This is a genomic window from Actinoallomurus vinaceus, assembly GCF_039542055.1.
GTDB lineage: Bacteria > Actinomycetota > Actinomycetes > Streptosporangiales > Streptosporangiaceae > Actinoallomurus > Actinoallomurus vinaceus.
In genome coordinates, this window is record NZ_BAABHK010000011.1 from 360,026 (window position 1) to 381,993 (window position 21,968).

24 protein-coding genes are annotated in these 21,968 nt (G+C 71.5%); 15 read left to right on the top strand and 9 right to left on the bottom strand.

Annotated elements, in window-relative coordinates:
- The first annotated feature begins 86 nt into the window (after positions 1-86).
- From ABEA24_RS34415 to ABEA24_RS34430, 4 genes are all read left to right on the top strand, one after another.
- Positions 87-956, top strand: a complete 870-nt coding sequence (locus tag ABEA24_RS34415) for an SPFH domain-containing protein (RefSeq protein WP_345436241.1) — start codon at positions 87-89, stop codon at positions 954-956.
- On the top strand, positions 953-1,198 hold the full coding sequence (locus tag ABEA24_RS34420) for a type II toxin-antitoxin system antitoxin (protein ID WP_345436157.1): 246 nt from the start codon (positions 953-955) through the stop codon (positions 1,196-1,198). The genes ABEA24_RS34415 and ABEA24_RS34420 overlap by 4 nt, the downstream gene beginning before the upstream one ends.
- Positions 1,195-1,803, top strand: coding sequence for a GOLPH3/VPS74 family protein (locus ABEA24_RS34425; RefSeq protein WP_345436159.1), 609 nt, complete (start codon positions 1,195-1,197; stop codon positions 1,801-1,803). Before ABEA24_RS34420 ends, ABEA24_RS34425 begins: the two co-directional genes overlap by 4 nt.
- Positions 1,804-2,050: 247 nt before the next feature.
- On the top strand, positions 2,051-2,647 hold the full coding sequence (locus ABEA24_RS34430; protein ID WP_345436161.1) for a C40 family peptidase: 597 nt from the start codon (positions 2,051-2,053) through the stop codon (positions 2,645-2,647).
- Positions 2,648-2,677: 30 nt separating this feature from the next.
- On the opposite strand, the gene ABEA24_RS34435 is transcribed toward ABEA24_RS34430, so the two are convergent.
- A complete protein-coding gene (locus tag ABEA24_RS34435) occupies positions 2,678-3,166 on the bottom strand; it encodes a GbsR/MarR family transcriptional regulator (protein ID WP_345436163.1) in 489 nt (162 codons plus the stop codon).
- Between the two features lie 82 nt (positions 3,167-3,248).
- Between ABEA24_RS34435 and ABEA24_RS34440 the strand changes: the two genes are divergently transcribed.
- Both ABEA24_RS34440 and ABEA24_RS34445 read left to right on the top strand, forming a co-directional pair.
- Positions 3,249-4,154: an ABC transporter ATP-binding protein gene (locus tag ABEA24_RS34440; RefSeq protein WP_345436165.1), complete on the top strand. Its 906-nt coding sequence runs from the start codon at positions 3,249-3,251 to the stop codon at positions 4,152-4,154.
- Positions 4,151-5,743, top strand: a complete 1,593-nt coding sequence (locus ABEA24_RS34445; protein WP_345436167.1) for an ABC transporter permease — start codon at positions 4,151-4,153, stop codon at positions 5,741-5,743. Before ABEA24_RS34440 ends, ABEA24_RS34445 begins: the two co-directional genes overlap by 4 nt.
- Here ABEA24_RS34445 and ABEA24_RS34450 read toward each other — a convergent pair.
- Both ABEA24_RS34450 and ABEA24_RS34455 read right to left on the bottom strand, forming a co-directional pair.
- Positions 5,740-6,447 carry a Mut7-C RNAse domain-containing protein gene (locus ABEA24_RS34450; RefSeq protein WP_345436169.1) on the bottom strand — a complete coding sequence of 236 codons (708 nt, stop codon included), beginning with the start codon at positions 6,445-6,447 and terminating at the stop codon, positions 5,740-5,742. The two genes, ABEA24_RS34445 and ABEA24_RS34450, sit on opposite strands and share 4 nt — an antisense overlap.
- A gap of 93 nt (positions 6,448-6,540) precedes the next feature.
- Complete coding sequence (locus ABEA24_RS34455) at positions 6,541-7,686, bottom strand: NAD(P)/FAD-dependent oxidoreductase (protein ID WP_345436171.1); 1,146 nt, start codon at positions 7,684-7,686, stop codon at positions 6,541-6,543.
- A gap of 154 nt (positions 7,687-7,840) precedes the next feature.
- On the opposite strand from ABEA24_RS34455, the gene ABEA24_RS34460 reads away from it, so the two are divergent.
- The gene (locus ABEA24_RS34460) at positions 7,841-8,611 is read left to right on the top strand and encodes a dioxygenase family protein (RefSeq protein ID WP_345436173.1); all 771 of its coding nucleotides are present in this window, start codon (positions 7,841-7,843) and stop codon (positions 8,609-8,611) included.
- 173 nt (positions 8,612-8,784) lie between these two features.
- On the opposite strand, the gene ABEA24_RS34465 is transcribed toward ABEA24_RS34460, so the two are convergent.
- Positions 8,785-10,149 (bottom strand): FAD-binding oxidoreductase, encoded by a 1,365-nt coding sequence (locus tag ABEA24_RS34465; protein ID WP_345436175.1) that lies wholly within the window; start codon positions 10,147-10,149, stop codon positions 8,785-8,787.
- Positions 10,150-10,211: 62 nt separating this feature from the next.
- Here ABEA24_RS34465 and ABEA24_RS34470 point away from each other — a divergent pair, with 62 nt between their 5' ends.
- From ABEA24_RS34470 to ABEA24_RS34495, 6 genes are all read left to right on the top strand, one after another.
- Entirely contained in the window at positions 10,212-11,204 is a 993-nt protein-coding gene (locus ABEA24_RS34470) for a helix-turn-helix transcriptional regulator (protein WP_345436177.1), read from the top strand.
- Positions 11,205-11,469: 265 nt separating this feature from the next.
- Positions 11,470-12,372 carry a hypothetical protein gene (locus ABEA24_RS34475; protein WP_345436179.1) on the top strand — a complete coding sequence of 301 codons (903 nt, stop codon included), beginning with the start codon at positions 11,470-11,472 and terminating at the stop codon, positions 12,370-12,372.
- A gap of 245 nt (positions 12,373-12,617) precedes the next feature.
- Complete coding sequence (locus ABEA24_RS34480; protein ID WP_345436181.1) at positions 12,618-13,148, top strand: hypothetical protein; 531 nt, start codon at positions 12,618-12,620, stop codon at positions 13,146-13,148.
- A gap of 142 nt (positions 13,149-13,290) precedes the next feature.
- On the top strand, positions 13,291-13,944 hold the full coding sequence (locus tag ABEA24_RS34485) for a hypothetical protein (RefSeq protein WP_345436183.1): 654 nt from the start codon (positions 13,291-13,293) through the stop codon (positions 13,942-13,944).
- 110 nt (positions 13,945-14,054) lie between these two features.
- Positions 14,055-14,447 (top strand): hypothetical protein, encoded by a 393-nt coding sequence (locus ABEA24_RS34490; protein ID WP_345436186.1) that lies wholly within the window; start codon positions 14,055-14,057, stop codon positions 14,445-14,447.
- Positions 14,444-14,809: a YrdB family protein gene (locus ABEA24_RS34495; protein WP_345436188.1), complete on the top strand. Its 366-nt coding sequence runs from the start codon at positions 14,444-14,446 to the stop codon at positions 14,807-14,809. The genes ABEA24_RS34490 and ABEA24_RS34495 overlap by 4 nt, the downstream gene beginning before the upstream one ends.
- A gap of 54 nt (positions 14,810-14,863) precedes the next feature.
- Here the strand turns inward: ABEA24_RS34495 and ABEA24_RS34500 are convergent, their stop codons facing one another.
- From ABEA24_RS34500 to ABEA24_RS34510, 3 genes are all read right to left on the bottom strand, one after another.
- Positions 14,864-15,469: a DUF305 domain-containing protein gene (locus ABEA24_RS34500; RefSeq protein WP_345436190.1), complete on the bottom strand. Its 606-nt coding sequence runs from the start codon at positions 15,467-15,469 to the stop codon at positions 14,864-14,866.
- A 69-nt stretch (positions 15,470-15,538) separates the two neighbouring features.
- On the bottom strand, positions 15,539-16,087 hold the full coding sequence (locus tag ABEA24_RS34505; RefSeq protein WP_345436192.1) for a hypothetical protein: 549 nt from the start codon (positions 16,085-16,087) through the stop codon (positions 15,539-15,541).
- A 21-nt stretch (positions 16,088-16,108) separates the two neighbouring features.
- A complete protein-coding gene (locus tag ABEA24_RS34510) occupies positions 16,109-16,567 on the bottom strand; it encodes a MarR family winged helix-turn-helix transcriptional regulator (protein WP_345436194.1) in 459 nt (152 codons plus the stop codon).
- Positions 16,568-16,639: 72 nt separating this feature from the next.
- Here ABEA24_RS34510 and ABEA24_RS34515 point away from each other — a divergent pair, with 72 nt between their 5' ends.
- Together ABEA24_RS34515 and ABEA24_RS34520 are read left to right on the top strand one after the other, a co-directional pair.
- Positions 16,640-17,362, top strand: coding sequence for a VOC family protein (locus ABEA24_RS34515; RefSeq protein WP_345436196.1), 723 nt, complete (start codon positions 16,640-16,642; stop codon positions 17,360-17,362).
- A 308-nt stretch (positions 17,363-17,670) separates the two neighbouring features.
- A complete protein-coding gene (locus tag ABEA24_RS34520) occupies positions 17,671-18,237 on the top strand; it encodes an ATP-binding protein (RefSeq protein WP_345436198.1) in 567 nt (188 codons plus the stop codon).
- Positions 18,238-18,496: 259 nt separating this feature from the next.
- On the opposite strand, the gene ABEA24_RS34525 is transcribed toward ABEA24_RS34520, so the two are convergent.
- Entirely contained in the window at positions 18,497-20,575 is a 2,079-nt protein-coding gene (locus ABEA24_RS34525; RefSeq protein ID WP_345436200.1) for an ATP-binding protein, read from the bottom strand.
- Positions 20,576-20,604: 29 nt separating this feature from the next.
- On the bottom strand, positions 20,605-21,968 hold a 1,364-nt coding region (locus ABEA24_RS34530; RefSeq protein ID WP_345436202.1), incomplete at its 5' end, for a LuxR C-terminal-related transcriptional regulator.

A 21,968-nucleotide genomic window follows, 5' to 3' on the forward strand; every position in this document is an offset into this window, starting at 1 on the left:
TTGCGCAGGGAGACCTGTCGGCTTAAAGTGATATCACTTTGATTTCACAGGCCAAGCAGGTTGGAGGAGCCGTGACCGAGCTCGAGATGCCAAGGCCCAAGGTCGGCGAGCGGGTCGCCGACGGGGTCAACGGGTGGCCGATGCTGGCGGCGTCCCTCGTGGCGATCGCCGCCGGAGTCGCCCTGTTCTTCACCCGCGAGCCCGCGCTGGTCGTCGTCGCGATCGTCCTCGTCCTGGCGGCCGCCGTCCTCCTCATCGGACTGACCGCCGTCGCGCCCGGCGAGGCGCGCGTCGTCCAGCTCCTCGGCCGGTACGCCGGGACGATCCGCACGGACGGCCTGCGCTGGGTCAACCCCCTGACGACCCGGCGCAAGATCTCCACCCGGATCCGCAACCACGAGACCGACCGCACCAAGGTCAACGACGCCGAGGGCAACCCGATCGAGATCTCCGCCGTCGTCGTCTGGCAGGTCGAGGACACCGCCAAGGCTTCGTTCGAGGTCGACGACTTCGTCGAGTTCGTCGCGATCCAGACCGAGACGGCCGTCCGCCACATCGCCGGGATCTACCCGTACGACGCGCACGGCGACGAGGGGCTCTCCCTCCGCGAGAACGCCGACGAGATCACCGGCAGGCTGTCCGAGGAGATCGCGGCCCGGGTCGCGTCGGCGGGCGTCAAGGTCATCGAGTCGCGCCTCACCCGCCTGTCGTACGCCCCCGAGATCGCCCAGGCGATGCTGCGCCGCCAGCAGGCCGGCGCCGTCGTCGCCGCCCGGCAGCGCATCGTCGACGGCGCGGTCGGCATGGTCGAGGCCGCGCTCAACCGGCTGGCCGAGCACGACGTCGTCGACCTGGACGAGGAGCGCAAGGCCGCGATGGTCAGCAACCTGCTCGTCGTCCTCTGCGGCGACCGCGACGCCCAGCCCGTCGTCAACACGGGATCCCTCTACCAGTGACGGTCGGCGACGAAGGCCAGGCCCCCGAGCGCAAGGGCGGCGAGCGCAAGAAGCTCCTTCTGCGCCTCGACCCCGCGGTGCACGAGGCCCTGGCCCGCTGGGCCGCCGACGAACTGCGCAGCACCAACGCGCAGATCGAGTTCCTGCTGCGCCGGGCGCTGGCCGACGCCGGGCGGATGCCGCGCGCCGCCGGCCGCATACGAAGACCCGGCCGACCTCCGAAGGAGGACCTCGACCCATGAACCTGCCGAGATCGCTTCCCGCGCGCCTCTACCTGCTGGCCTACGACGTCGAGAAGGAGCGGATCACCGCGCGCACGCAGCTCGGCCTCGTCCTGCGCGCCGCCGCGCTGGCCGACCTCTACCTCGACGAGCGGCTGGCCGACGACGACGGGAAGGCCACGGTCGCCGCCGCCACGCCGACCGGCGACCCGATCCTCGACGCCGTGCTGAGCCAGATCGCCGACGGCCGACCGCGATCCTGGCGGCGCTGGGTCAACGCCGACGAGCGCCGCATCGTCCGCGAGGTGCGCGACCAGCTGGAGAAGGACCGATTGATCAAGGTGGAGCGGCGCAGGATCCTCCCCGACCGGGTCCAACTGCGCGACCGCCGGGGGGTGAAGCGGTACGCGACGCAGGTCAAGGCCGCCCTGCGACCCTCCTCGGACACCGATCGCCGCACCGCGGCCGCGCTCGTGCTGGCCGCCCGCGGCGAGCTGCCGACCGTGCTGTCCCGCCGCGGACGCCGGGAGCACGCGCGCAGGCTGGAGGCACTGTCCGATCCGGTCTGGCCGGTCGCCCGCGCCCTGGAGAAGGCCGTACGGCAGAAGCACGCCGCGTCCGCCTGAGGCTGATCCGCGGCCGACCGCGACCGGCGTGCAGTGGGCACGCGACACCCTGTGGACCCGTGCCTTCGGCGCCTACTGGAGCGCGTCACCCGGTCCCGCGAACTCGGCCCGGACACCTTCCGAAATGGCGTGAGATAACGGGGATTTTCACTGCGGGCACTGAGCGGTTGGCTCATCGAATTCCGGGGAATGAGCGTCATCGGGAAATCCGAGGGATCAATTCCGAGGGTGGGCGATGCTCATGGAGATGCGGAAATTCGCGTCCTTTGTCGGTGTTATTGGATTGGCGGGCGGGGTCCTCGCGGGGGCATCCGGGGCGAGCGCCGCGGTGCCCGTGCCGGCCCGTACGACCGCCGTGCCCGGGTGCGATGTGCTCCAGCCGGGCGCGTCGCCGGTGGCGCAGCAGGCGGTCCGGACGGCGTGCGCGCAGCTCGGCGTCTGGTACAGCTGGGGCGGCGGCCACGGGCCCGTTCCCGGCCCGACGTACGGCCATTATGACGGCCAGGATCCGGCCAGCAAGAACGACGGACAACGGCTCGGATTCGACTGCTCGGGACTGGTGCGATACGCCTATTATCGGGCGACCGGCCGCGACATTCTCAACGGCACGTCCGACAATCAGTTCCATACCCGGCTCGCCGGCGCGCGGTTCTCTCCCGGGCAGGGCGCCGGTCCGCTGCTCCCCGGCGATCTGCTGTTCTGGGGTCGCGGGCACATCCACCACGTCGCCATGTACCTCGGGGCCGGCCAGATGGTCGAGGCCTTCCAGTCCGGGACGCGCGTCCGCGCGGTGCCGGTCCGACTGGGTGGCGACTACGCCGGCGCCGTCCGCGTCAACGCCTGAGCGCGGCGGTCCCGGACCGCTGACCTGGGCTCAACTCCGGCGGGCGGCGAGCAGTTCGGCCTTGCGCACCTGCCATCGGGCGCGGAAGCCCTCCATCTCCTCGCCGACGAAGTCGAAGAACGCGAGTGTGATGGCCAGTCGCTCGCCCGCCGGGGTGTCGGCGCCGAGAGCCTCGATACCCTCCTCGAGGCTCTTCCGCCAGCGAGCGATGACCCGGTCACGGTCGAGCAGCGTCTCGTACCAGATGTCACTGTCGACGACGTACAGGTCACGGCGGGAGCCCGGCTCGCGTTCCCGCCGGACCATGTGCACCTGGGCGAGGTAGCGCACGGCGCCGGAGATCGCCGCGGGGCTCGCCTGAAGGGTTTCCGCAAGCTCCGCGGCGGTGAGGCGCCCGGTATCGGAGCCGATCAGTGCGCCGAAGACCCGGGAGGGCATGCGCTGCATCCCGGCCTCGACCATGTCCGAGGCGAACCGCTCGACGAACCGCCGGACGGCTTCCGGGTCCCGCTCGGCCACGCGATCACACTCCTTGTCCGAAACCAGCTTATCGGAGTTCACTAGCTTCACGAATTCGTGAAACTAGTGTACCTTCAGAAAAATGATAGACGCGATATCCGTGTCCGGCCTGGTGAAGACCTTCGGCCGGACGCGTGCGCTCGACGGTCTGGACCTGACCGTCCGGTCCGGCGAAGTGCACGGGTTCCTGGGCCCGAACGGCGCCGGGAAGTCCACGACCATCCGCGTCCTGCTCGGCCTGCTGCGGGCCGACGCGGGGACGGCGCGGCTGCTGGACGGTGACCCGTGGCGCGACGTGACCGCCCTGCACCGGCGGCTCGCGTACGTCCCGGGTGACGTCGTCCTGTGGCCCAACCTGACCGGCGGCGAGGTCATCGACCTGCTCGGGCGGCTGCGCGGCGGCCACGACCCGAAGCGCAAGGCCGAACTGCTCGAGCGGTTCGAGCTGGACCCGAAGAAGAAGGGCAGGGCGTACTCCAAGGGCAACCGGCAGAAGGTCGCGCTGGTCGCGGCGTTCGCGTCCGACGTCGAGCTGCTGATCCTCGACGAGCCGACCTCCGGCCTCGACCCGCTCATGGAGGAGGTCTTCCAGCGGTGCGTCGAGGAGGAGCGTGAGCGGGGCCGCACCGTGCTGCTGTCCAGCCACATCCTGTCGGAGGTCGAGGCGCTCTGTGACCGGGTGAGCATCATCCGCAAGGGCCGCACCGTCGAGACCGGCACGCTCGCCGACCTGCGGCACCTGACCCGCACCTCGATCACGGCCGAGCTGGTCAGCCCGCCGGACGGGCTGACCACCCTGCCCGGCGTGCACGACCCCGACGTCCAGGGCACTCGCGTCAAGCTCGAGGTCGACACCGACAAACTCGACGAGGTGCTGAAGCACCTGACCCGGGCGGGCGTCCGCACCCTCACGAGCACCCCGCCGACGCTGGAGGAGCTGTTCCTCCGCCACTACGAGGACGAGGCTCCCGCGGGGATGGCGCGATGAACGCCCTCGCCGGCACCGGGCAGCTGCTCAAACTCGGACTGCGGCGCAGCCGCATCATGCTCGCGGCCTGGGTCTACGCGCTCGTGGCGTACGCGGCGAGCACCGCGTACGGCTTCAAGAGCCTGTACGACTCGGCGGAGTCGCTCCGCAACTTCACCTCCGGCATCAACGGGAACGGCGCGACGGTCGCCATGTACGGCCGGATCCTCGTGCCCGACTCGATCGGCGGTATCACCGCCTGGCGGCTGGCCGCCCTCGGCGGAGTGATGGTCGGGGTGATGAGCGTCCTGCTGGTCGTCCGGCACACGCGGGGCGACGAGGAGGCGGGCCGCCTGGAGCTGGTCGGCGCGGGTGTCGTCGGCCGGCGGGCGCCGCTGACCGCAGGCCTGCTGGTCGGCGTCGTCGCCAACCTCGCGCTGGCGCTCGTGACCGCGGTCGCACTGATCGCCTGCGGCCTGCCGGCGGCGGGCTCGGTCGCGGTCGGCCTGGCCTGGACGATCCCGGGCCTGTTCTTCACCGCGGTCGCGGGCGTCACGGCGCAGCTCGCCGAGACGGCCCAGGCGGCGCGCGGCATCGCGCTCGCCGTCGTCGGCGTGGCCTTCCTGCTGCGTGCGGTGGGTGACGCCGCCCGCGTCTCGTGGCTCGTGTGGATATCGCCGATCGGCTGGTCCCAGCGGGTCCGGGCGTTCGGCGGGGAACGCTGGTGGCTCATCGCGCTGGGCGTGGTGGTCGCGGTCGCGGCGGTGGCCGTGGCGTACGCGCTGGTCGAGCGCAGGGACCTGGGTGCGGGCCTGCTGCCCGTGCGCCCCGGTCCGGCGGAGGCGGCGCCGTCCCTGCGCAGTCCGCTCGCGCTGGCCTGGCGGCTGCAGCGGGGGGCGCTGCTGGCGTGGCTGGCGGGGTTCGCCGTCTACGGCGCGGCGATCGGCGCCATCCTCAAAGGCATCGGCGACCTGGTCAAGGACAGCTCCGGCACGCGTGACCTGCTGGCCAAGTTGGGCGGGCAGCGGGGCTTGGAGGACTCGTACATCGGCACGGTCATGGGCATCCTCGGCCTGATCGCCGCGGTCTACGCCGTCATTGCGGTGCTGCGGCTGCGCACCGAGGAGACCGCACAGCGTCTCGAGCCGCTCCTGGCGACACGGGTGCGCCGGGTGCGGTGGTCGGCCGGCCACCTGCTGTTCGCGGCGGCCGGACCGGCGGTGTTGCTCGGCGTCGCCGGTGCGGCGGCGGGAGTGGCGCACGGGCTGCGGACGCACGACCTGGGCACTCAGGTACCCCGAATGTTCGAGGCCGCGATCGTGCAGACGCCCGCGGCGTGGGTGACGGCGGCGATCGCGCTCCTGATCTTCGGCGTCGTGCCCCGGTTCACGCCCGCGGCGTGGGGAGTGCTCGCCGTGTTCCTGTTGCTCGGCCAGATGGGCCCGGTGCTGAAGTTGAGCCAGGCCGTGATGGACGTGTCCCCGTTCACGCACGTGCCGAAGCTGCCCGGCGCCGACCTCACCGTCACGCCCCTCGCGGCACTGACCGCCGTGGCGGTCGCGGTCGCCGCGGCCGGTCTCGTCGGCTTCCGCCGCCGCGACATCGGCTAGAGCCGGCGGGCGGCCTCCACGATCGCGGCCAGGCGGTCGTGGTGGGCGCCCTTCCAGTAGAGATGGCCGCAGGCCTCGCACCGGGCGTAGTCGTCGTAGCTGCGCCGGGTGCCCGGCTCCAGGAGGTGCTCGATCGTCTCCTTGCCGACCGGGGCCAGCGGGCCGTTGCAGGCGGTGCACCGGCTCCAGGGCGCGAGCGGCGGCGCGAACCGGTCGAGGACGTCGCCGAACTGCTCGTCCGGGTCCGTCCCGCGAACGTACGCGCCGAACCACAGCTTCCGGCGGCGGAGCAGCCCGCGATCCTGCGTCAGCAGGATCCGCTTCTCCCGGTTCGCCAGGTCGATCAGCGCGTCGTCGTCGATGTCGTTGTGGTAGTCGGTGTCGACGCCGACGAGCCGCAGCCGCCGGGCCAGCGTGCCGAGGTGGACGTCGAGCGTGAAACGGGGCGGGGTGATCGGCAGGGCCTGCGGCCGGCGCACCGCGGACACGCGGACGAGGTCGCCGTCCCGGGGGCGGTACGACGGCGGCACCGCGCGGCCGTCGGCGGTGAGCTCGCCGACCTCGGGGAGCGGGACGCCGAGGGACTGCACCAGGTGCCCGAGGGAGGAGGTCCCGTCCAGGACGACGGAGACCGTTCCGTTCCGGGACGCCGGAGGCAGGAAGAAGCGGAGCCCCGCGGCGAACTCGAGCAGAGCGTCACCCATGGGACGTCCATCCCCATCGATCCGCGGACCATTCCGTACGGCTCGACGCTTTCAGGATCTTAGAACTGTGTGTCCGAATCCCCGGGGCCGGGCTTACCGTCGATCCGGCTGTATCGGCCACTGAACCGCCACGGGGGCGGGTTCGGCGGCCCGGGCCGCCGCCTCGGTGAACCGGGCCGGGCGGAAGGGTCGGAGCAGCGCCGACTCCTTGCCGTACACCTCACCGGCCACGAGGTCGCCGAGGAGGGGCGCCAGAGTGATCCCGCTGTGCGTCACGACCGTGTAGACGCGTGCCTCCGGGTCGGTGAAGCCCGCGACGGTGAGGCGGTCGGCGGGCATGGCACGCTGCCCGACGCGGGTCCGCTCGACCCGCGCGCCGTCGGTGGCGGTCAGGGCCTCGGGCAGCCGGGCGAGCATCTCGGCGCCGACGTCGTCCGGCGGAGGCGTCTCGGGGTCGGCGGCCTCGTCGAGGTCGAGGGCCTGGAGCATGAGACGGCCGCCGCCGTCAGGGCGTACGTTCAGGCGGTCGCCGGTCAGGACGCGTGCCAGCCGGGCGGGGACCGGGGTGGTCGTGACGAGGAAGCCGTTGGTGACCGTGCCCGACACGCGGGGGTCGAGCACGGGGACGTCGACGAGCCCGCCCGTCCACCGGCCGGCGCAGGTCACCAGGACGTCGGCGGCGCGGACGCCGCCGTCGGCGAGCGTCACGCTGACCCCGCCGCGCCCTGACTTGATCTCGCGTACGGCCGCGCCGGTCTCCACGTGGCCGCCACGGTCCCGGGTCTCGCCGAGGAGCCGGGCGAGGAGCACCGCGGGGACCACGTGTCCTTCTTCGGGGAAGAGGACGTAGTCCGTGCCGTCGGGCTGGGCGGCGAGGTCGGGTTCGAGCTCGGCGGCCCGGCGGGCGGTGATCCGCTCGACGGCGTATTCGCGGTCCCGGAGCCGCTCCACGCGGGCGCCCAGTTCGACGCGGCGCGTCTCGCCGTTCGCCCACTCGAGGTGCCCGGTGGGGACGAAGCCGTCGCCGCCGAGCGCGTGGTAGGCGTGGACGGCGGTGTGGTTCAGCGCGAAGTAGGCCTCGGGATCCTTGGCGTTCGCGTTGACCCAGGCGAACGATGTGCCGGTGGTGCCCGCGCCGGGGAAACGCTCTTCCAGCACGGTCACCCGCGCGCCACGGCGGGTCAGCCCGGCGGCGACGGCCGCGCCGACGATGCCGGCACCGATCACCAAGACTCGCATGCTCGCGACGGTAGCGAAGTCGGTCCGCCAGGTGAGGGAGCGGCTCCGTCCCTCTCGGGTTCTTCACCATCACTTGGACAGAAAAGTTGAGAGTTCAAATAAATAGCGTACGCTGAGGAGGTAAGTTGAGCGTTCAATCACTTGGAGGGTCGCCATGTCCGGACGGATGCCGGTGATCTATCTCAGCCACGGGGCACCGCCCCTGGCGGACGACGCGATCTGGCCCGGCCAGCTCGCCGCCTGGTCGGCCGGTCTGCCCCGCCCGAAGGCCATCCTCGTCGTGTCGGCGCACTGGGAGTCGGCGCCGCTCGCCGTCGGCGCCACCCGCACGGTCCCGCTGACGTACGACTTCTGGGGCTTCCCCGAGCACTACTACCAGGTCACCTACCCCGCACCGGGCGCACCGGAGCTCGCGGACACGGTGCGCAAGCTGGTGGGCGGCCCGGTCCACGAGGACCCGGAGCGCGGCCTGGACCACGGCGCGTACGTCCCGCTGGTCGAGATGTACCCCGACGCCGACATCCCGGTCCTGCAGATCTCCATGCCGACCCTGGACCCGGAGCGGCTCCTCGACCTCGGCCGCCGCCTCGCGCCGCTGCGCGACGAGGGCGTACTGATCGTCGGCAGCGGCTTCTTCACCCACAACCTGCGCGCCCTCTCCATGGACCCGGACCCGGAGAACGCGCCGGGCTGGTCCAAGGAGTTCGACGCCTGGGGACGGGAGACGCTCGCCGCGGGCGACCTCGACGCATTGCTGGACTTCGAGCACCGGGCCCCGGCCGGCCGCCTCGCCCACCCGCGTACGGAGCACTTCGCGCCGCTGTTCGTCGCCCTCGGCGCCGGGGAGGCCGAGCTCGGCACCCAGCGCAGCGTCATCGACGGCTTCTGGCTGGGCATGGCCAAACGCTCGATCCAGCTGGGCTGATCGGGCCGGCGGCGAGTTCTCCGATTCTTGCCGCGCATCCGGTCACGCATGCGCGCTGCGGCCGGTCGGTGAGGTGACGGACTCGCTGACCCCGGGCCGGGGCGGCGCGCACCGGCATCCGCGGCACGAAGGGCGTGCGACGGCCCGGCCGGACTCGCCGGGCCGTCAGGCTCTCAGCGCCGCCCGACCGCGTGGTTGGCCTGGATCACGCCGTCCGGGTCGTACGCCGCCTTGAGCTCGGTGAGCCGCCGGTAGGTGTCCGGCGCGAATCCCGCCCGCACCTCGTCCTCGTCGAGCGGGCCGTAGCTAAAATTGAGGGACCGGCCGAGGGCCTCGGCGGCGAACGGCGCGAGGATGTCGTCGTGCAGGGCGCGCACCTTGTCCTCCTCGCCCGGCTCCACCGGGGACAGGATGTTGAGCAGGTAGGCGGCCTCCCGGTGCCCGACGGCGTTCGGGACCCGGGGCAGCCGCGCGAGCGCGCCGCCGAGGTGCCGGAGCCCGACGACGCACATCACCGGGGCCGCCGGGCCCGCCGTCTGCGGGAGTGTCGCGAGCGCGGCAGGGTCGAGCGCGCGCAGCAGACGGTTCTGTGACCGGTAGGCGTGGGGCCGGTCGGGCTCGTCGAAGACCGTGCCGGACTCGGTGTAGGGCAGGACGCGCAGCGTGTCCTTCAGGTGCGGGCCGAGGGCGCGCAGCGGCGCCGCCAGCTCCCGCCCCTCCTCCTCGGAGCCCAGGTAGGCGACCTGGACGTGCGCGACATGCCGGCCGCGCAGCGCCTCCGGCAGCATCGGCAGGTCCGGGTAGGACAGCACGGTCACGCCCGAGGTCAGCTCCTCCGGCGCCGTCTCCGTCCACCGCCGCCAGGCCTCCAGGACGTCCGGCACCTCCGCGACGTCGAAGTACAGGCCGCCGCCGAAGATCGTGGCCACCGGCAGCAGGTCGACCTCCATGCCCGTGACGACGCCGAAGCCGCCACCACCGCCGCGCAGCGCCCAGAACAGGTCGGGCTCGGACTCCGCGGTGACCTCCCGGAGCCGCGCGTCGGCGGTGACCACCTCGAACCGGCGCACGTGGTCGGCAGCGAAGCCGTGGCGGCGGGCCATCAGGCCCACGCCGCCGCCCAGGGTGTACGAGATCGCCCCGACGCCGGGGAAGCTCCCGGACAGCGGCGCCAGCCCGTACGGGGCGGCCGCCTCGACGACCTGACGCCAGGTCGCCCCGGCCTCGACCCAGGCCGTACGCGCCTCGGGGTCCACCCGGACTCCGGACATCCGGCGCGTGTTGATCAGCACGCCGTCCTCCAGCGTGCGGCCCAGCCCGTGCCCGCTGGCCTGCGCCGCCACGCGCACGCCGCGCGCGGCGGCGAACTCGACGGCGGCCCGCACGTCCTCCGGACCGGCCGCCCCCACGATCACCGTGGGCCGGTGGGGGTTCAGCCGCTGGAACCCGAGACGCTCACCGTCGTAGCCGTCGGCCTCCGGCAGGTACACGTGGCCGGTGAGGCGGTCGATGTCCAGATCCCTCGCTGTCTCGCTCATGGCGCTCACGTTAGAGGCCCTTCCGGACACATCTTGTCCGGAAGGGATGGGAATCTGAATCCATGAGCGAGACCCGCAAGGACCTGCCCGGCCGGCTGCTGCGCCTGCTGTCTCTCCTGCAGGGCAGACGGGAGTGGTCCGGCGCCGAGCTCGCGGAGCGGCTCGGCGTCACGGACCGCACGCTGCGCCGCGACGTCGGGCGACTGCGCGCGCTCGACTACCCGGTGGAGAGCACGACCGGCACGGCCGGCGGTTACCGGCTGATCTCGGGACGTAACCTCCCGCCCCTGCTGCTGGACGACGACGAGGCGATCGCGGTGGCGCTCGGCCTGGCGACGGCCGCGGGCGGCAGCGTGGCCGGCCTCGAGGAGAGCTCCACGCGGGCGCTGGCCAAGCTGGCGCAGGTCCTGCCGGCCCGGCTGCGGCCCCGCCTGGCCGCGCTGAGCGACGCCACCGTCGCCGTCCCCCGCCCCGACGCGCCGCGCGCCGATCCCGCCGTCCTGGCAGTGATCGCGGGGTGCCGCCGCGACCACGAGATGCTCTCCTTCGACTACCGGAACCGGGCCGACCAGGTCGGCGCCCGCCGCGTCGAGCCGCACCACCTGGTCACCCTTCAGGGACGGTGGTACCTGATCGCGTACGACCCGGAGCGGGCGGACTGGCGGACCTTCCGGGTGGACCGGATGGAGCACCCCACGCCCGCCCATCGCCGTTTCGCGCCGCGCGACCTGCCGGCGCCGGACCCGGCCGCCTACCTCGCCCGCGTCTTCGCCGCCGCGTCGTACCGCCATACCGCGCGGATGACCGTCCGGCTGCCCGCCGACGCCGTACGGGCCGGGGTGTTCGCGTCGATCCCCGGGGAGGTCGAGGACCGGGGTGCCGACGGGTGCGCGATCCGGCTGAGCGCGGAGTCCGCAGACCTGGTCGTGCAGTACGTCGCCGCGATCGCTGCCCTCGGCGCCGAGTTCAGCCTCGACGCCTCGCCGGAGATCGCCGAGCGAGTGCGGGTGCTCGGGTGCCGGCTCAAGGAACGGTCGACACCTTCTATCTCCTGAAGCGAGATTTTGCCTATTGACGGAATCTGTGGGTGTGCTCGGCGAGCCTCGGTCAGGGCGGTGTTTTCCGCCGATCGGGCCGCCTTCGATGGTCACTGATAGGCGGAACCTATAGGGCCCTAGTTTGGGGATATATTACCTATATGTAGTGTTGTGGGTCGATTCGCGAGGGATGATGGCCATTGGCGACCCCTTAGTAAATGAATCTAGGGCTGTCGTGTTTTAGGGCTCTATGCCATTCCGATACAAAGGAGGCTCAACTGTGGTGAGGAAAGCGTCCGTGTGCGGCCTAGCGGCCGCCGCAGTGGCGAGCGGCCTCCTCATGGCCTCGCCTGTACACGCCCAGAGCCGTACCGCGACCCCGGCCGGCGCTGTGGCCGGCGCCGCGGGGAACCTCGTCTCCACCATCCCCACCAGCGACGGCGAAGGGCGTCGTCGTCGCGAGAGTGTGACCAGCGTCGGCGGTGTCGGCAACGTCACCGGCAGCACAGGCGCCCGGGGCGGCGTGTCCCGCAGCAGAATCACGAGCAGCGGGAACGTCAGCCGCTCGCGCGTCGGAATGCGGGAGCGTCCGCGCTTCAGGGTCGAGGAACGCCCGCGCTTCCGGCGGGAGCGCCCGCGCTTCGTGGAAGAGCGCCCGCGCTTTGTGGAGGAGCGCCCGCGCTTCCGGATGGAGCGCCCACGCTTCCCGAGTGAGACCGGCACGAACATCAACCGCAACGAGAACATCACGAGCGTCGGCGGCGTCGGCAACATCACCGGCAGCGAGCGCGCCCGGGGTGGCGTGACCGGCAGCAGAATCACGAGCAGCGGGAACGTCAGCGGCTCGCGCATCGGAATGCGGGAGGAGCCGCGCCTCAGGGAGGAGCGCCCCCGCTTCAGGATGGAAGAGCCTCGCCAGCCTCTCCGTGAGCGCGGCGTCACCAGCGTCGGCGGTGTCGGCAACGTCACCGGCAGTGCGGGCGCGACCGGCGGCGTCTCCGGCAGCACCGTCACGGGCAGCGGCAACGTCTCGGGCAGTGAGATCGGGACGGAACGTTCCCGCGGCGCGGAGACGACGAGCGTCGGCGGCGTCGGCAACGTGACCGGCAGCCCGGGCGCGACGGGCGGCGTCTCCGGCAGCACCGTCGAGAGCAGCGGCAACGTCGAGGGCAGCTCCATTGAGTAACCGACCGTAGGAGACGAGACGATGATTCGAGGGCACAGGCCATGCCTGTGCCCTCGGCGTTTCGTCGAGCCGCCTATAGATAGACGCCGACTATAAGGGGGGCGGTTTAAAGTTACGTTACTGCTTTATTGTGTTATCTCCAGCTTATCCAGCAATAATGGCGCATATGTAGGCCTCCCGCGACGCGGCCCAAGAGGGTCGTCACCTCATGCCGTTATGCGCTTTTGGTAAAGAGGAGGCTCAACGTGTTGAGGAGAACTTGGGTCGCATCCGGCCTCGCGACCGCCGCCACGGCGAGCGCACTCATGCTGGCGTCGCCGGCGACGGCGTCGCAGAGCGCCACGGTGGCGTCCGCCCACAGCCAGATCGTGGCGATGGCCCAGGGCAATGTCGGTCAGGTGATCGCGTCCGACCACCATCGGCGCCACCACCGGCACTTCCGTCACCACCGGCATCACCGGTACTACCCGTATCGGCATCACCGGCATCACCGGTACTACCCGTATCGGCATCACCGGCATCACCGGTACTACACGCATCACCGGGAGCACTTCCGGCCTCACCACCGGGGACACGACTTCGCGCGGGAACGGTTCGTCCCCCGCGAGCGGGGAGAGCGGTTCTTCCCCCGTGAAGCGGGCAGCACCAACGTCAACCGCAACGTCACGAGTGTCGGCGGCGTCGGCAACGTGACCGGCAGCCCGGGCAGCGTCGGCGGCGTGACCGGCAGCAACGTCACGGGCAGCGGCAACGTCACCGGCAGCGACATCGGGTGAGCCGCGCACTCGCCAGTGCGACAGGGCCGTCGATCCGATCGGCGGCCCTCTTCGTCGCTGCGGGCAGGGGGAACTGATCAACGGGGTTCGGCGTCCAACTCGGGCCACAGGGAACGCCGTCGATTCGTGAACGGGAGCCGGGATGACCGTACGCCGTCCGGGACGTCCGGAGGACCTGCCGTCCGCCGAGGTGATCTGGGCGCGTTGGGCGGCGCTGGCCGCCGTCCTGTCCACCCCGGAAGCGGGCCGGCCGGGCTACCGCCTGGACGACGACGGGTTGCACCTGGACACCCTCGGCAGTACCTGGGCGGCGATGACGTGGCGGAGCGACGGGCGGGCCGTGCTGTTCGGCGAGGACCAGGCGGGCGGGACCAAGTGGCATGAACCACCGGTCGACGTGCTCGCCGACGCCCCCGACTGGCTGCCGTACGAGCGGTTGGAGGACCATCTCGAGGGCGGCGAACTCGGCTTCGTCTACTGGTACGACGACGGGACCTGGTTCCGGGCGCCGTACCCCTCCGACCTCGAGGACGACGGCGTCGCCGCCACGCTGGGCCGGTTCGCCGTCCGTTCGGACACCGCGTGGGAGATGGAGAGCCGGCTGCGGGAGCGGATCCCCCGCGCGAGCGCGCCGTTCCAGGCCGCCTGCGCCCGCCTCCTGACGTGCGCCGAGCGCCGGGCGGTGACCGCCGGGACCGTACGAGGGTTCGCCGAGCAGATCGGCTGGCCGGACGCCGACGTCACCGCGATCACCGCGACCGCGCGCCGTGCCGGTCTGACGCGTCCCGCGCGCTGAGCCCCGGCCGGGTTCGGGCGCGTCTGCGCTTTTTGGCCGTTTTCGGCCTACTTTTGGGTCTGGCCCGATCGGGTGCCCTACTGTCGTCCGCAGCGACGAACAGGAGTCCGATGGCCGACGGTGAGGCGTCCCGCAAGCGCCCTGATGTGGCGTCCGCGTTGAGGTTCGCCACTGAGATCGTCGCCTGGGTGGCCACTCCCTGGGCCCTCGCGGGCCACTCGGTCCTGCTCGCCGTGGTCGCCGACGTCATCCTCATCGGCCTGCCGACGATCCTCGCCACCCCCGGGGACAAGGCCACCGTCATCATCCCCGTCCCCGGGTACGTCACGGTCGCGATGGTCGTCCTGCAACTGGCCGCCGCCGCGATCTCGTCGTTCGCGGTGTGGCCGCTGCCGGTGGCCGTCGGCGTCTGGGCTCTGGCCCTCGCAACCCTCGTCACCGAACTGCCCCGGTGGCGTCGCCTCTGCGGTGTCGCCACGGACCTGGAAAGGCGGCGGGCGTGATCCCCCGACCGTTGCATCTGGCCAACGAGGCGCTGGCGTTCCTCCTGGAGATCGCGGCGCTCGCCGTCCTCGCCTGGTGGGGCGTACGGACCGGCGACGGAGTCCTGCTGAAGGCGGTGCTGGGCATCGGGGCGCCGGCCGTGGCCGCCGTCGTCTGGGGGCTGTTCGCAGCCCCGAAGGCACGGGTGAGGTTGCCGCTGCCCGCCGTCCTGCTCGTCAAGCTGCTGGTGTTCGGCGCGGCCACCGCCGCCCTGTACGGCCTTGATCACCCGGGCCTGGCTCTGGGGTTCGCCGTCATCGTCGTCGCCAACACGGCGATCGTGAGCCTCGACCGGGACGCCCTGGTCCGCAACCGCGCCTGAACCGGACGGGTCCGTCCGCCCCGGTCTCGCCGGAGCGGACGGACGCCTCTCGGGTCACATCGAGGTGAGGAGCCTTCTCATCGTCTCGATCTCCGCGGACTGGGAGGTGACGATCGAGGAGGCGAGGGCCTTGGCGTCGGCGGACGATCCGCTGGCCTGCTCGGCCTTGGCCATGGTGACCGCGCCCTGGTGATGCTGGATCATCATCTGCAGGAACGCCTTGTCGAACGGCTTGCCGGACAGCGTTCCCAGCTTCTTCATGTCCTGCTCGGACATCATGCCGGAGCCGTGGTTCATGCCCATGTCACCGGAGGACACGGACTCGCCCCAGGTCTTCAGCCAGCCGGTCATCTTCTCGATCTCCGGCTGCTGCGCCTGTTCGATCTGACCGGCGAGCTTCTTGACCTCGGGCGAGGACGCCTTGGCGGCGGCCTGCTTGGCCATCGTGAGCGCCTGCCGGTGATGCGGGATCATCATCTGCGCGAACATCACGTCCTGGGCGTTGTGCCCGGACGCCGACGGCGCGGAGCTCGCGCCCATCGAGTGAGCCGGCATCGAGTGGCCGCTCATGGAGTGCCCGGAGTCGTCGTCCCCACCGCCGCAGGCGGCGAGGGTGAACGCGGCGACCGGGACGACGATCAGGGAGAAAACGCGCTTCATCGGGATATCTACCTTCCGTACCAGGGTGTGGTGAAGAGACGTCGTGGCTCAGTAGAGCCAGGACGTCTGTCACAGCCTGAGTACGGAGAGTTGGAAGACCGACGGCGTCGGCGGCGGGCGTCCGCCGTGGCGGCGGCGCAGCCGGGACCGCCGACGGCCCGGGGAGCGCCGGAGGGCGGACCGCCCGATGAGGACGGTCAGCAGGATCAGAAGGGACGCGACGAGCAGCAGACCCAGGCAGGTGCGCCCGCCGGGGTGGTGCGGCGTCGGTGAGACGGGCGAGCGCGGTCCGGCGCCGGCCCTCTCATGCGCGGGCTGTGCGGCTCGGGCGCCGGCCCTCTCATGGACGGGCTGCGCGGCCTGGGGGGCGGTTCTCTCATGGGCGGGTTGCGCGGCCCGGGGGGCGGCCTGGTCGTGCCGGAGGTGCCCCTCGGGAGACGTCATGGGGTCGTGGGGCCCGCTCGCCATCGACATCAGCGGCAGGCCGTGGGAGTCCATCGGGCCGTCCGACGCCTGCAGCCCGTGCATGGCGAACAGCCCGGCCACGACCAGTCCCATGAGCAGCAGGCGGCACAGGGACGTCCATCGGACGTCTGCCCACCTCCTGTCGCCGCTCACGTCTGCCGAGCCTACCTCCGGTCAGCCGTTGTCGTCGGCGGTCCGGAGTTCCTCGGTCGCCTCCTGGTACGCCCGCGCCGCCCGGCGGAAGTAGTCGAACAGGGTCGCGAGCTGATCGGGGGAGTACCCCGCGAGGATCTCGCCGACCTTCTGCCGCGCCGGGTCCACGGCCTCGTCCAGTCCGATCGGCCGCGAGACGTGCTCGATCACGACCTTCCGGCGGTCGGCGGGGTCGGGGACGCGCCGTACGTGACCGGCGCGTTCGAGCCGGTCGATGAGCCGTGTCGTCGCTCCGGTCGTCAGCCCCGTGAGGGCGGCGAGCCGACCGGAGGTCATGGGGCCGGACAGCTGGAGGACGTTGATCGCGTACAGGTCGGTGGCGCCGAGACCCACCGCCGCCGCACTGGCCTGTCCGTGCAGCACGACCGCGCTGAGGTACCGCCGGTAGACCTCGTGAGCGTCCTCGGGCATTGACCGCATCGAGAATCTTCCTTAAGTTGATATCTGCAACGGTGCAGATGCTCTTTAGTGTAGACGTATCGAGGAGTGGACATGGCGAACGACGGTCGTTTCGCATGGCATGAGCTGCGGGTTCCCGACCCCGCCGCAGCGGCCCGGTTCTACGGGGAGCTGCTCGGGTGGTCGGCCGATGCGGTGCCGACCGGCGCGATCTTCCGCGCGTCGGGTGTCACGCTCGGCGGGGCGAGCGACGTCAAACCCGGCATTCCGAGCCACTGGACCCCCTTCGTCGCGGTCGCGGACGTCGACGCCGTCGCCCGGGGCGCCGCGGCGGCCGGCGGCATCGTGACCAGCGGCGAGCCCGCCGACGTCCCCGGCGTCGGCCGTCTCGCGCCTATTCTCGACCCGCATAAGGCGATCTTCGCAGTGCTGCGCCCGCTCACCGAACCGGTGCCGTCCCGGGAGGTGGGCGCCTTCGTCTGGGCCCGGCTCCGTACCCCGGACGTCGAGGCCTCGGCCCGGTTCTACGAGCAGGTGATCGGCTGGTCCGCGACGCTCTCGCCCGAGGGCGACGCGGCCGTCCTCGACCTCGCCGACGGGACACGGGTCGCGGAGGTGCTGCCCGCCACTCCGGAGGACCCGTTCGGGTGGCTGCCCTTCGTCCGGGTCGGGGATCTCGAGGAGAGTCGGGACCACGCGGAAGCCCTCGGCGCGGCGGTTCCCGGGACCCTGGTGGAGGTGCCGGGCGGCCGGGGCCGTTTCTCGATCATCCGGGATCCCCAGGGAGCGCCGATCGCCCTGCTCGAGTCCCACTGATACGGTCTCGCCAGGTCACCGGCCCCATCGTGAGGGCCTTGCGGGCCGTGCCGGTGCTACCTACGTCTCGACTACCTACGTGGAATACGTACCCATACGGGTGTTTTCCCCGTCCCCAACGCCAGGGCGACGGAGCATGCTCGTGGTCATAGCCGATTCCGAATGGCGACGACCGAAGGTAACGAGACGATGTGTCAGCACCAGCCCCAGCGCCCGCCCGTGGACCGTCCGGTTCGCGACGTGGTTCGCCTCGCCGGCCTCCGCCTGAGGCAGGGTGGAGTGCTGCTCACCGGCGAGAGGCGGTCGTCATGAATCGGATCATCGAGCTCACCGGCCCCTTCATGAGCGAGCAGTGGCGGGATGACCGCCCGGCGCCGAGGTGCGACGCCGGACGTTCATGGCAGGCGTTCGACGCCGCCATCCGCCATGGCGAGCTCGCCGTTCCCCCAGCCGAGTCGGGGAGCGGCCAGGACGTCGCCGTCTCCTGGCCGCTTCCGCCATCGCCCTCCTCCGTGCGGCTCGCGCGCCGGCTCGCCGGCGAGCAGCTGGAGCACTGGAGGCTCGGCGATCAGCGTGACGTTGCCGAACTCCTCGTCAGCGAACTCGTCACCAATGCCGTACGCCACGCGGAGGGTCGGATCGACCTGGCCGTACGCGTGCAGGACGGCACGGTGCGCTTCGAAGTGCATGACGAGGACGCCGCGTCGGCCCCTCGCCTCCGCCGTGTCGGCGGCAGCGAGGAGGGCGGACGCGGGCTCCATCTGGTCGCTCTGCTGTCCAGTGGCTGGGGCACGACCCGTACGGAGCACGGAAAGGTCGTCTGGTTCGAACTCCGGACGAGCGGACCGCATCAGGACGACAACGCCGATAAATGAGGGAGGTGGCTAAATACCGACAGCGATACCCGTTTGATGCCTCGCAAGGGTCCGGGGGTCGGAGGCGGGCCCCCTCGCCAGGACGCTACCGCCCCCGGACCCGCCCACGCATCACTCGCACCGATCAGGACATGATCTTCCCCCCGGCTTCCCCCTGAGACCCTGATCGACGTCGAGAGCCCCCGAACCCCCGAAGAGACGCCGAGACCGGTGTATCGCCCGTATGCCGGTCTCGGCGTCTCACTGGCTGAACCCCCTGTCAGAAGGCCATCGCCGCGACGGCCGGCTCATCCTCCAGCGCGAAGGCGATCGCGTGGTCGAGCCCCAGCCGCGCACCGCTCCGGAAGGCGTCGGCGTACGCCCGGCCGCCCAGCATCCGCCGCGTACGCTCGACGCAGCGCCGATGCGACTCCTCGCTGTAGCGGACCACCATCGGGGAGGCGTGCACGGCCTGCCACAGGGAGTCGGCGGCGCCCAGCAGCCGGGCGGCGCGAAGATGGTCGCCGCGCACGCAGGCGGTCCACCCCATCACCTCCAGGAACTGCACCAGCCCCCAGCGATCGTTGATGACGGTCCACGGGATGGCCACCTGGCGCATCATCGCCTCCGTGTGGCGCCAGTCGCCCTGGATCCAGGCCGCGATCGCCACGCCGAACTGCGCGTACGCCCGGAACAGCGGGGCGTTGCGCTCATTGCACAGCGTGATGAGCTCCTCGCCGAGGACGGCCGCCTCGTGCGGGGCCGTGGCCGAGCAGTACACCGAGGCGAGGTACAGGTTGAGGCCGAGGCCGTCGACGTCGCCGAGCGCCCGATGCCGGTTCCGTGCCTCTTCCAGGAGCGCGTAGCCCTTCTTGGGATCACCGGCGGAGCATGCGGCGACCCCGGAGATCTGCTGGGCGAGGGCGAGGGACGACTCGTCGCCCGACTGCTTCGCGAGCGCGCGGCACTCGGCGATCCACGTGCGGGCGCCGACGGCGTCGCCCTGGTAGATGGCGAGCAGGGCGTTCGTCCACAGCGCGGTGAACCGCACCGGATCGCCCTTGGCGGTCAGGGCGAGGCCGCGATCCAACCAGTGCCGACCCTCGGTGAGGGTGCCGGTGATCACCCAGTACGACCACATCGAGGAGGCGATGTCCAGCCCGGCACCGGGGTCGTGCGTCCACGTGAAGCACGAGTCCAGGGCGACGCGCAGGTTGGCGATCTCGGTATGCAGCAGCCAGTACCGGCACACCTGATCGGGCGCGATGCGGTCGATCCGGTTCGCGTCGGCCAGGCGCCGGTAGTGGGCGCAGTACGCGTGGCGGAGCGTGGCCTCCTCCGGAGGCGTCAGGTGCTCGCGGCCGTACGCGCGGATGCTCTCCAGCATGCGGTACCGCGTGCCGGAGCCGACCTGCTGGGGAGTCAGCACTGACTTGTCCACCAGACCGGCGATCAGCTCGAAGATCTCATCGTGTGCGATCCCGTTGCCGGCGCAGATCTCTTCGGCGGTCTCGAGGTCGACGCCGCCGGGGAAGGTGGCGAGGCGGGCCCAGAGGTGTTGTTCGGCGGGGGAGCACAGGTCGTGGCTCCAGTCCATGGTGGCGCGGAGGGTCTGGTGGCGGGGGAGGGCGGTGGTGCTGCCGCCGGTGAGGGTGGTGAAGCGGTCGTCGAGTTCGCGGAGGAGTTGGTCGATGGGGGTGGTGCGCAGGCGGGCGGCGGCGAGTTCGATGGCCAGGGGGATGCCGTCGAGGCGTCCGGAGATGCGGGCGATGGTGGGGGCGTTGGAGGCGTTGACGGTGAAGCCGGGGCGTACGGTGGCGGCCCGGTCGCTGAACAGCCGCACCGCCTCCCGCCGCGCGATCTTCCGAGGCGGCTCGTCGGGGGCGGGGACCGCCAGGGACGGCACCCGGAGCAGCTGCTCGCCGTACACCCCGATCGTCTGCCGGCTGGTCGCCAGGACGCGCAGCCGTAGCGTGTGCCGCAGTATCCGGTCGATCAGGGCGGCGCATGCGCTCAGTAGGTGCTCACAGTTGTCCAGGACGAGCAGCATCCGTTTCTCGGCCAGGTAGTCCAGCAGCGCGGCGCCGATGGGACGCTGCGCCGACCGGAGCCCCAGAGCCGATGCCACCGTCGACTCGAGCAGGTCGTCGTCCTCCAGGCCGGCCAGCTCGATCACCTGAACCCCGTCGGGATAACCCGGGCTCAGCGTCCCGGCGGCGCGCCGCGCGAGCCGCGACTTGCCGACGCCGCCCGCGCCGGTCAGCGTCAGCAGCCGACTCCGCGCCAGCAGCCGCCTGATCTCGGCGAGCTCGTGCCGGCGTCCCACGAAGTCCGACTCATCGGCGTGGGATTCGTTCATCACGCGAGGCTCGTGCACCATGGTGATCATCACCCGTCCGGGCGTCCTCCACCGCCGATCCGCTTGTGCTCCGCGACCCATGCCGCGATCTGGGCGCGGGAGGTGAAGTCCAATTTGCTCAGGATGTGCTCGACGTGGCCCTCGGCGGTCCGCTGGGCGATCACCAGCCGGGCCGCGATCTCCTTGTTGCTCATGCCTTCGGCGACGAGATGGGCGATCTCCGTCTCCCGGCGGGTCAACGGTGACCGGTCGGAATCGGCCGCGGACGGCTGCTGCTCGCCCAAGGCGAGGGCGAGCGCCTTCTCGAAGGGAAGCGCGGCCCCCTCGTCAAGGGCCGCGGCGAAGGCCTGCTCACCCATGGCCGCCAGCGTGCGGGTCACGCACTCGTCGTGGTAGCGCGCCAGATGGCCGTACCCGGACAGCGGCGCACCGACCTTCCGCCAGATCGTCCGCAGGACGCCGAGCAGCCGGGCCGCTCGCGGATACCGTCCCTCTGACACGGCGATCCAGGCCAGGACCTCGATGTTCATCCCGACTCCCAGGAGATCGTCGAGCTCCCGGTTGAACCGCAGGCTCTCCTCCTCCAGGGCCGCCGCGCGTTCGAGGTCGCCCTGCCGCCAGACGTCCACGCCGAGCGCCATCATCGCGTACGCCTTGTGCCAGCGCTCCCCGTACGCGTCGCAGACGGCCAGGCCCTCCTCGCCGTACCTGATCGCCGACTCCGAGTCCCCCTGGAACGAGTAGGCGAGGGAGAGCCGGATCAGCGCGAGGGACAGGCCCACCGGGTCACCGTTCTGCCGGTGCCGGGCCACCGCCGCCTTGTAGTACCCGATCGCCGCGTCGGAGTCGCCCTCGTACATGGAGACCATTCCGCAGAAGAGCGCGACGTAGGCGTTGACGGAGTCGAGCCGCAGATCCTCCCCGATGCTCCTGCTCTCCTCGAGCATCCTCAGGGCGGGGCCGGGTTCGGCCTGGATGATGGCCAGCCAGGCGTTGGCCCACAGGGCGTGGGCCCGGGCCGCGTCGGGCTCGCTCTCGGCGGCCAGGCCGCGTTCGAGCCAGCTTCGTCCCTCGGCGAGGTAGTAGCTCGTGATCCAGTGGTAGAGCAGGTCGGCGGCCATCCGCAGGCCGACGGCGGCCTCGCCCGGCCGGCTGAAGGAGTACTCCAGGGCCACGCGCAGATTGGGGTGTTCGACTCGCAGCCGGTCGAAGCAGGTGACCTGGTCGGGGCCGAAGAGTCGGGTGCGGGCCTCCGCGGCGAGGTCGCGGTAGTAGTCGCGGTGGCGTTGCTGGACGAGGTGTTCGGTGCCCGAGGCGATCAGGCGTTCGCGGCCGTATTGACGGATGGTCTCCAGCAACCGGTACCGCACCGTCCCCGGATGCTCCTCCCGCA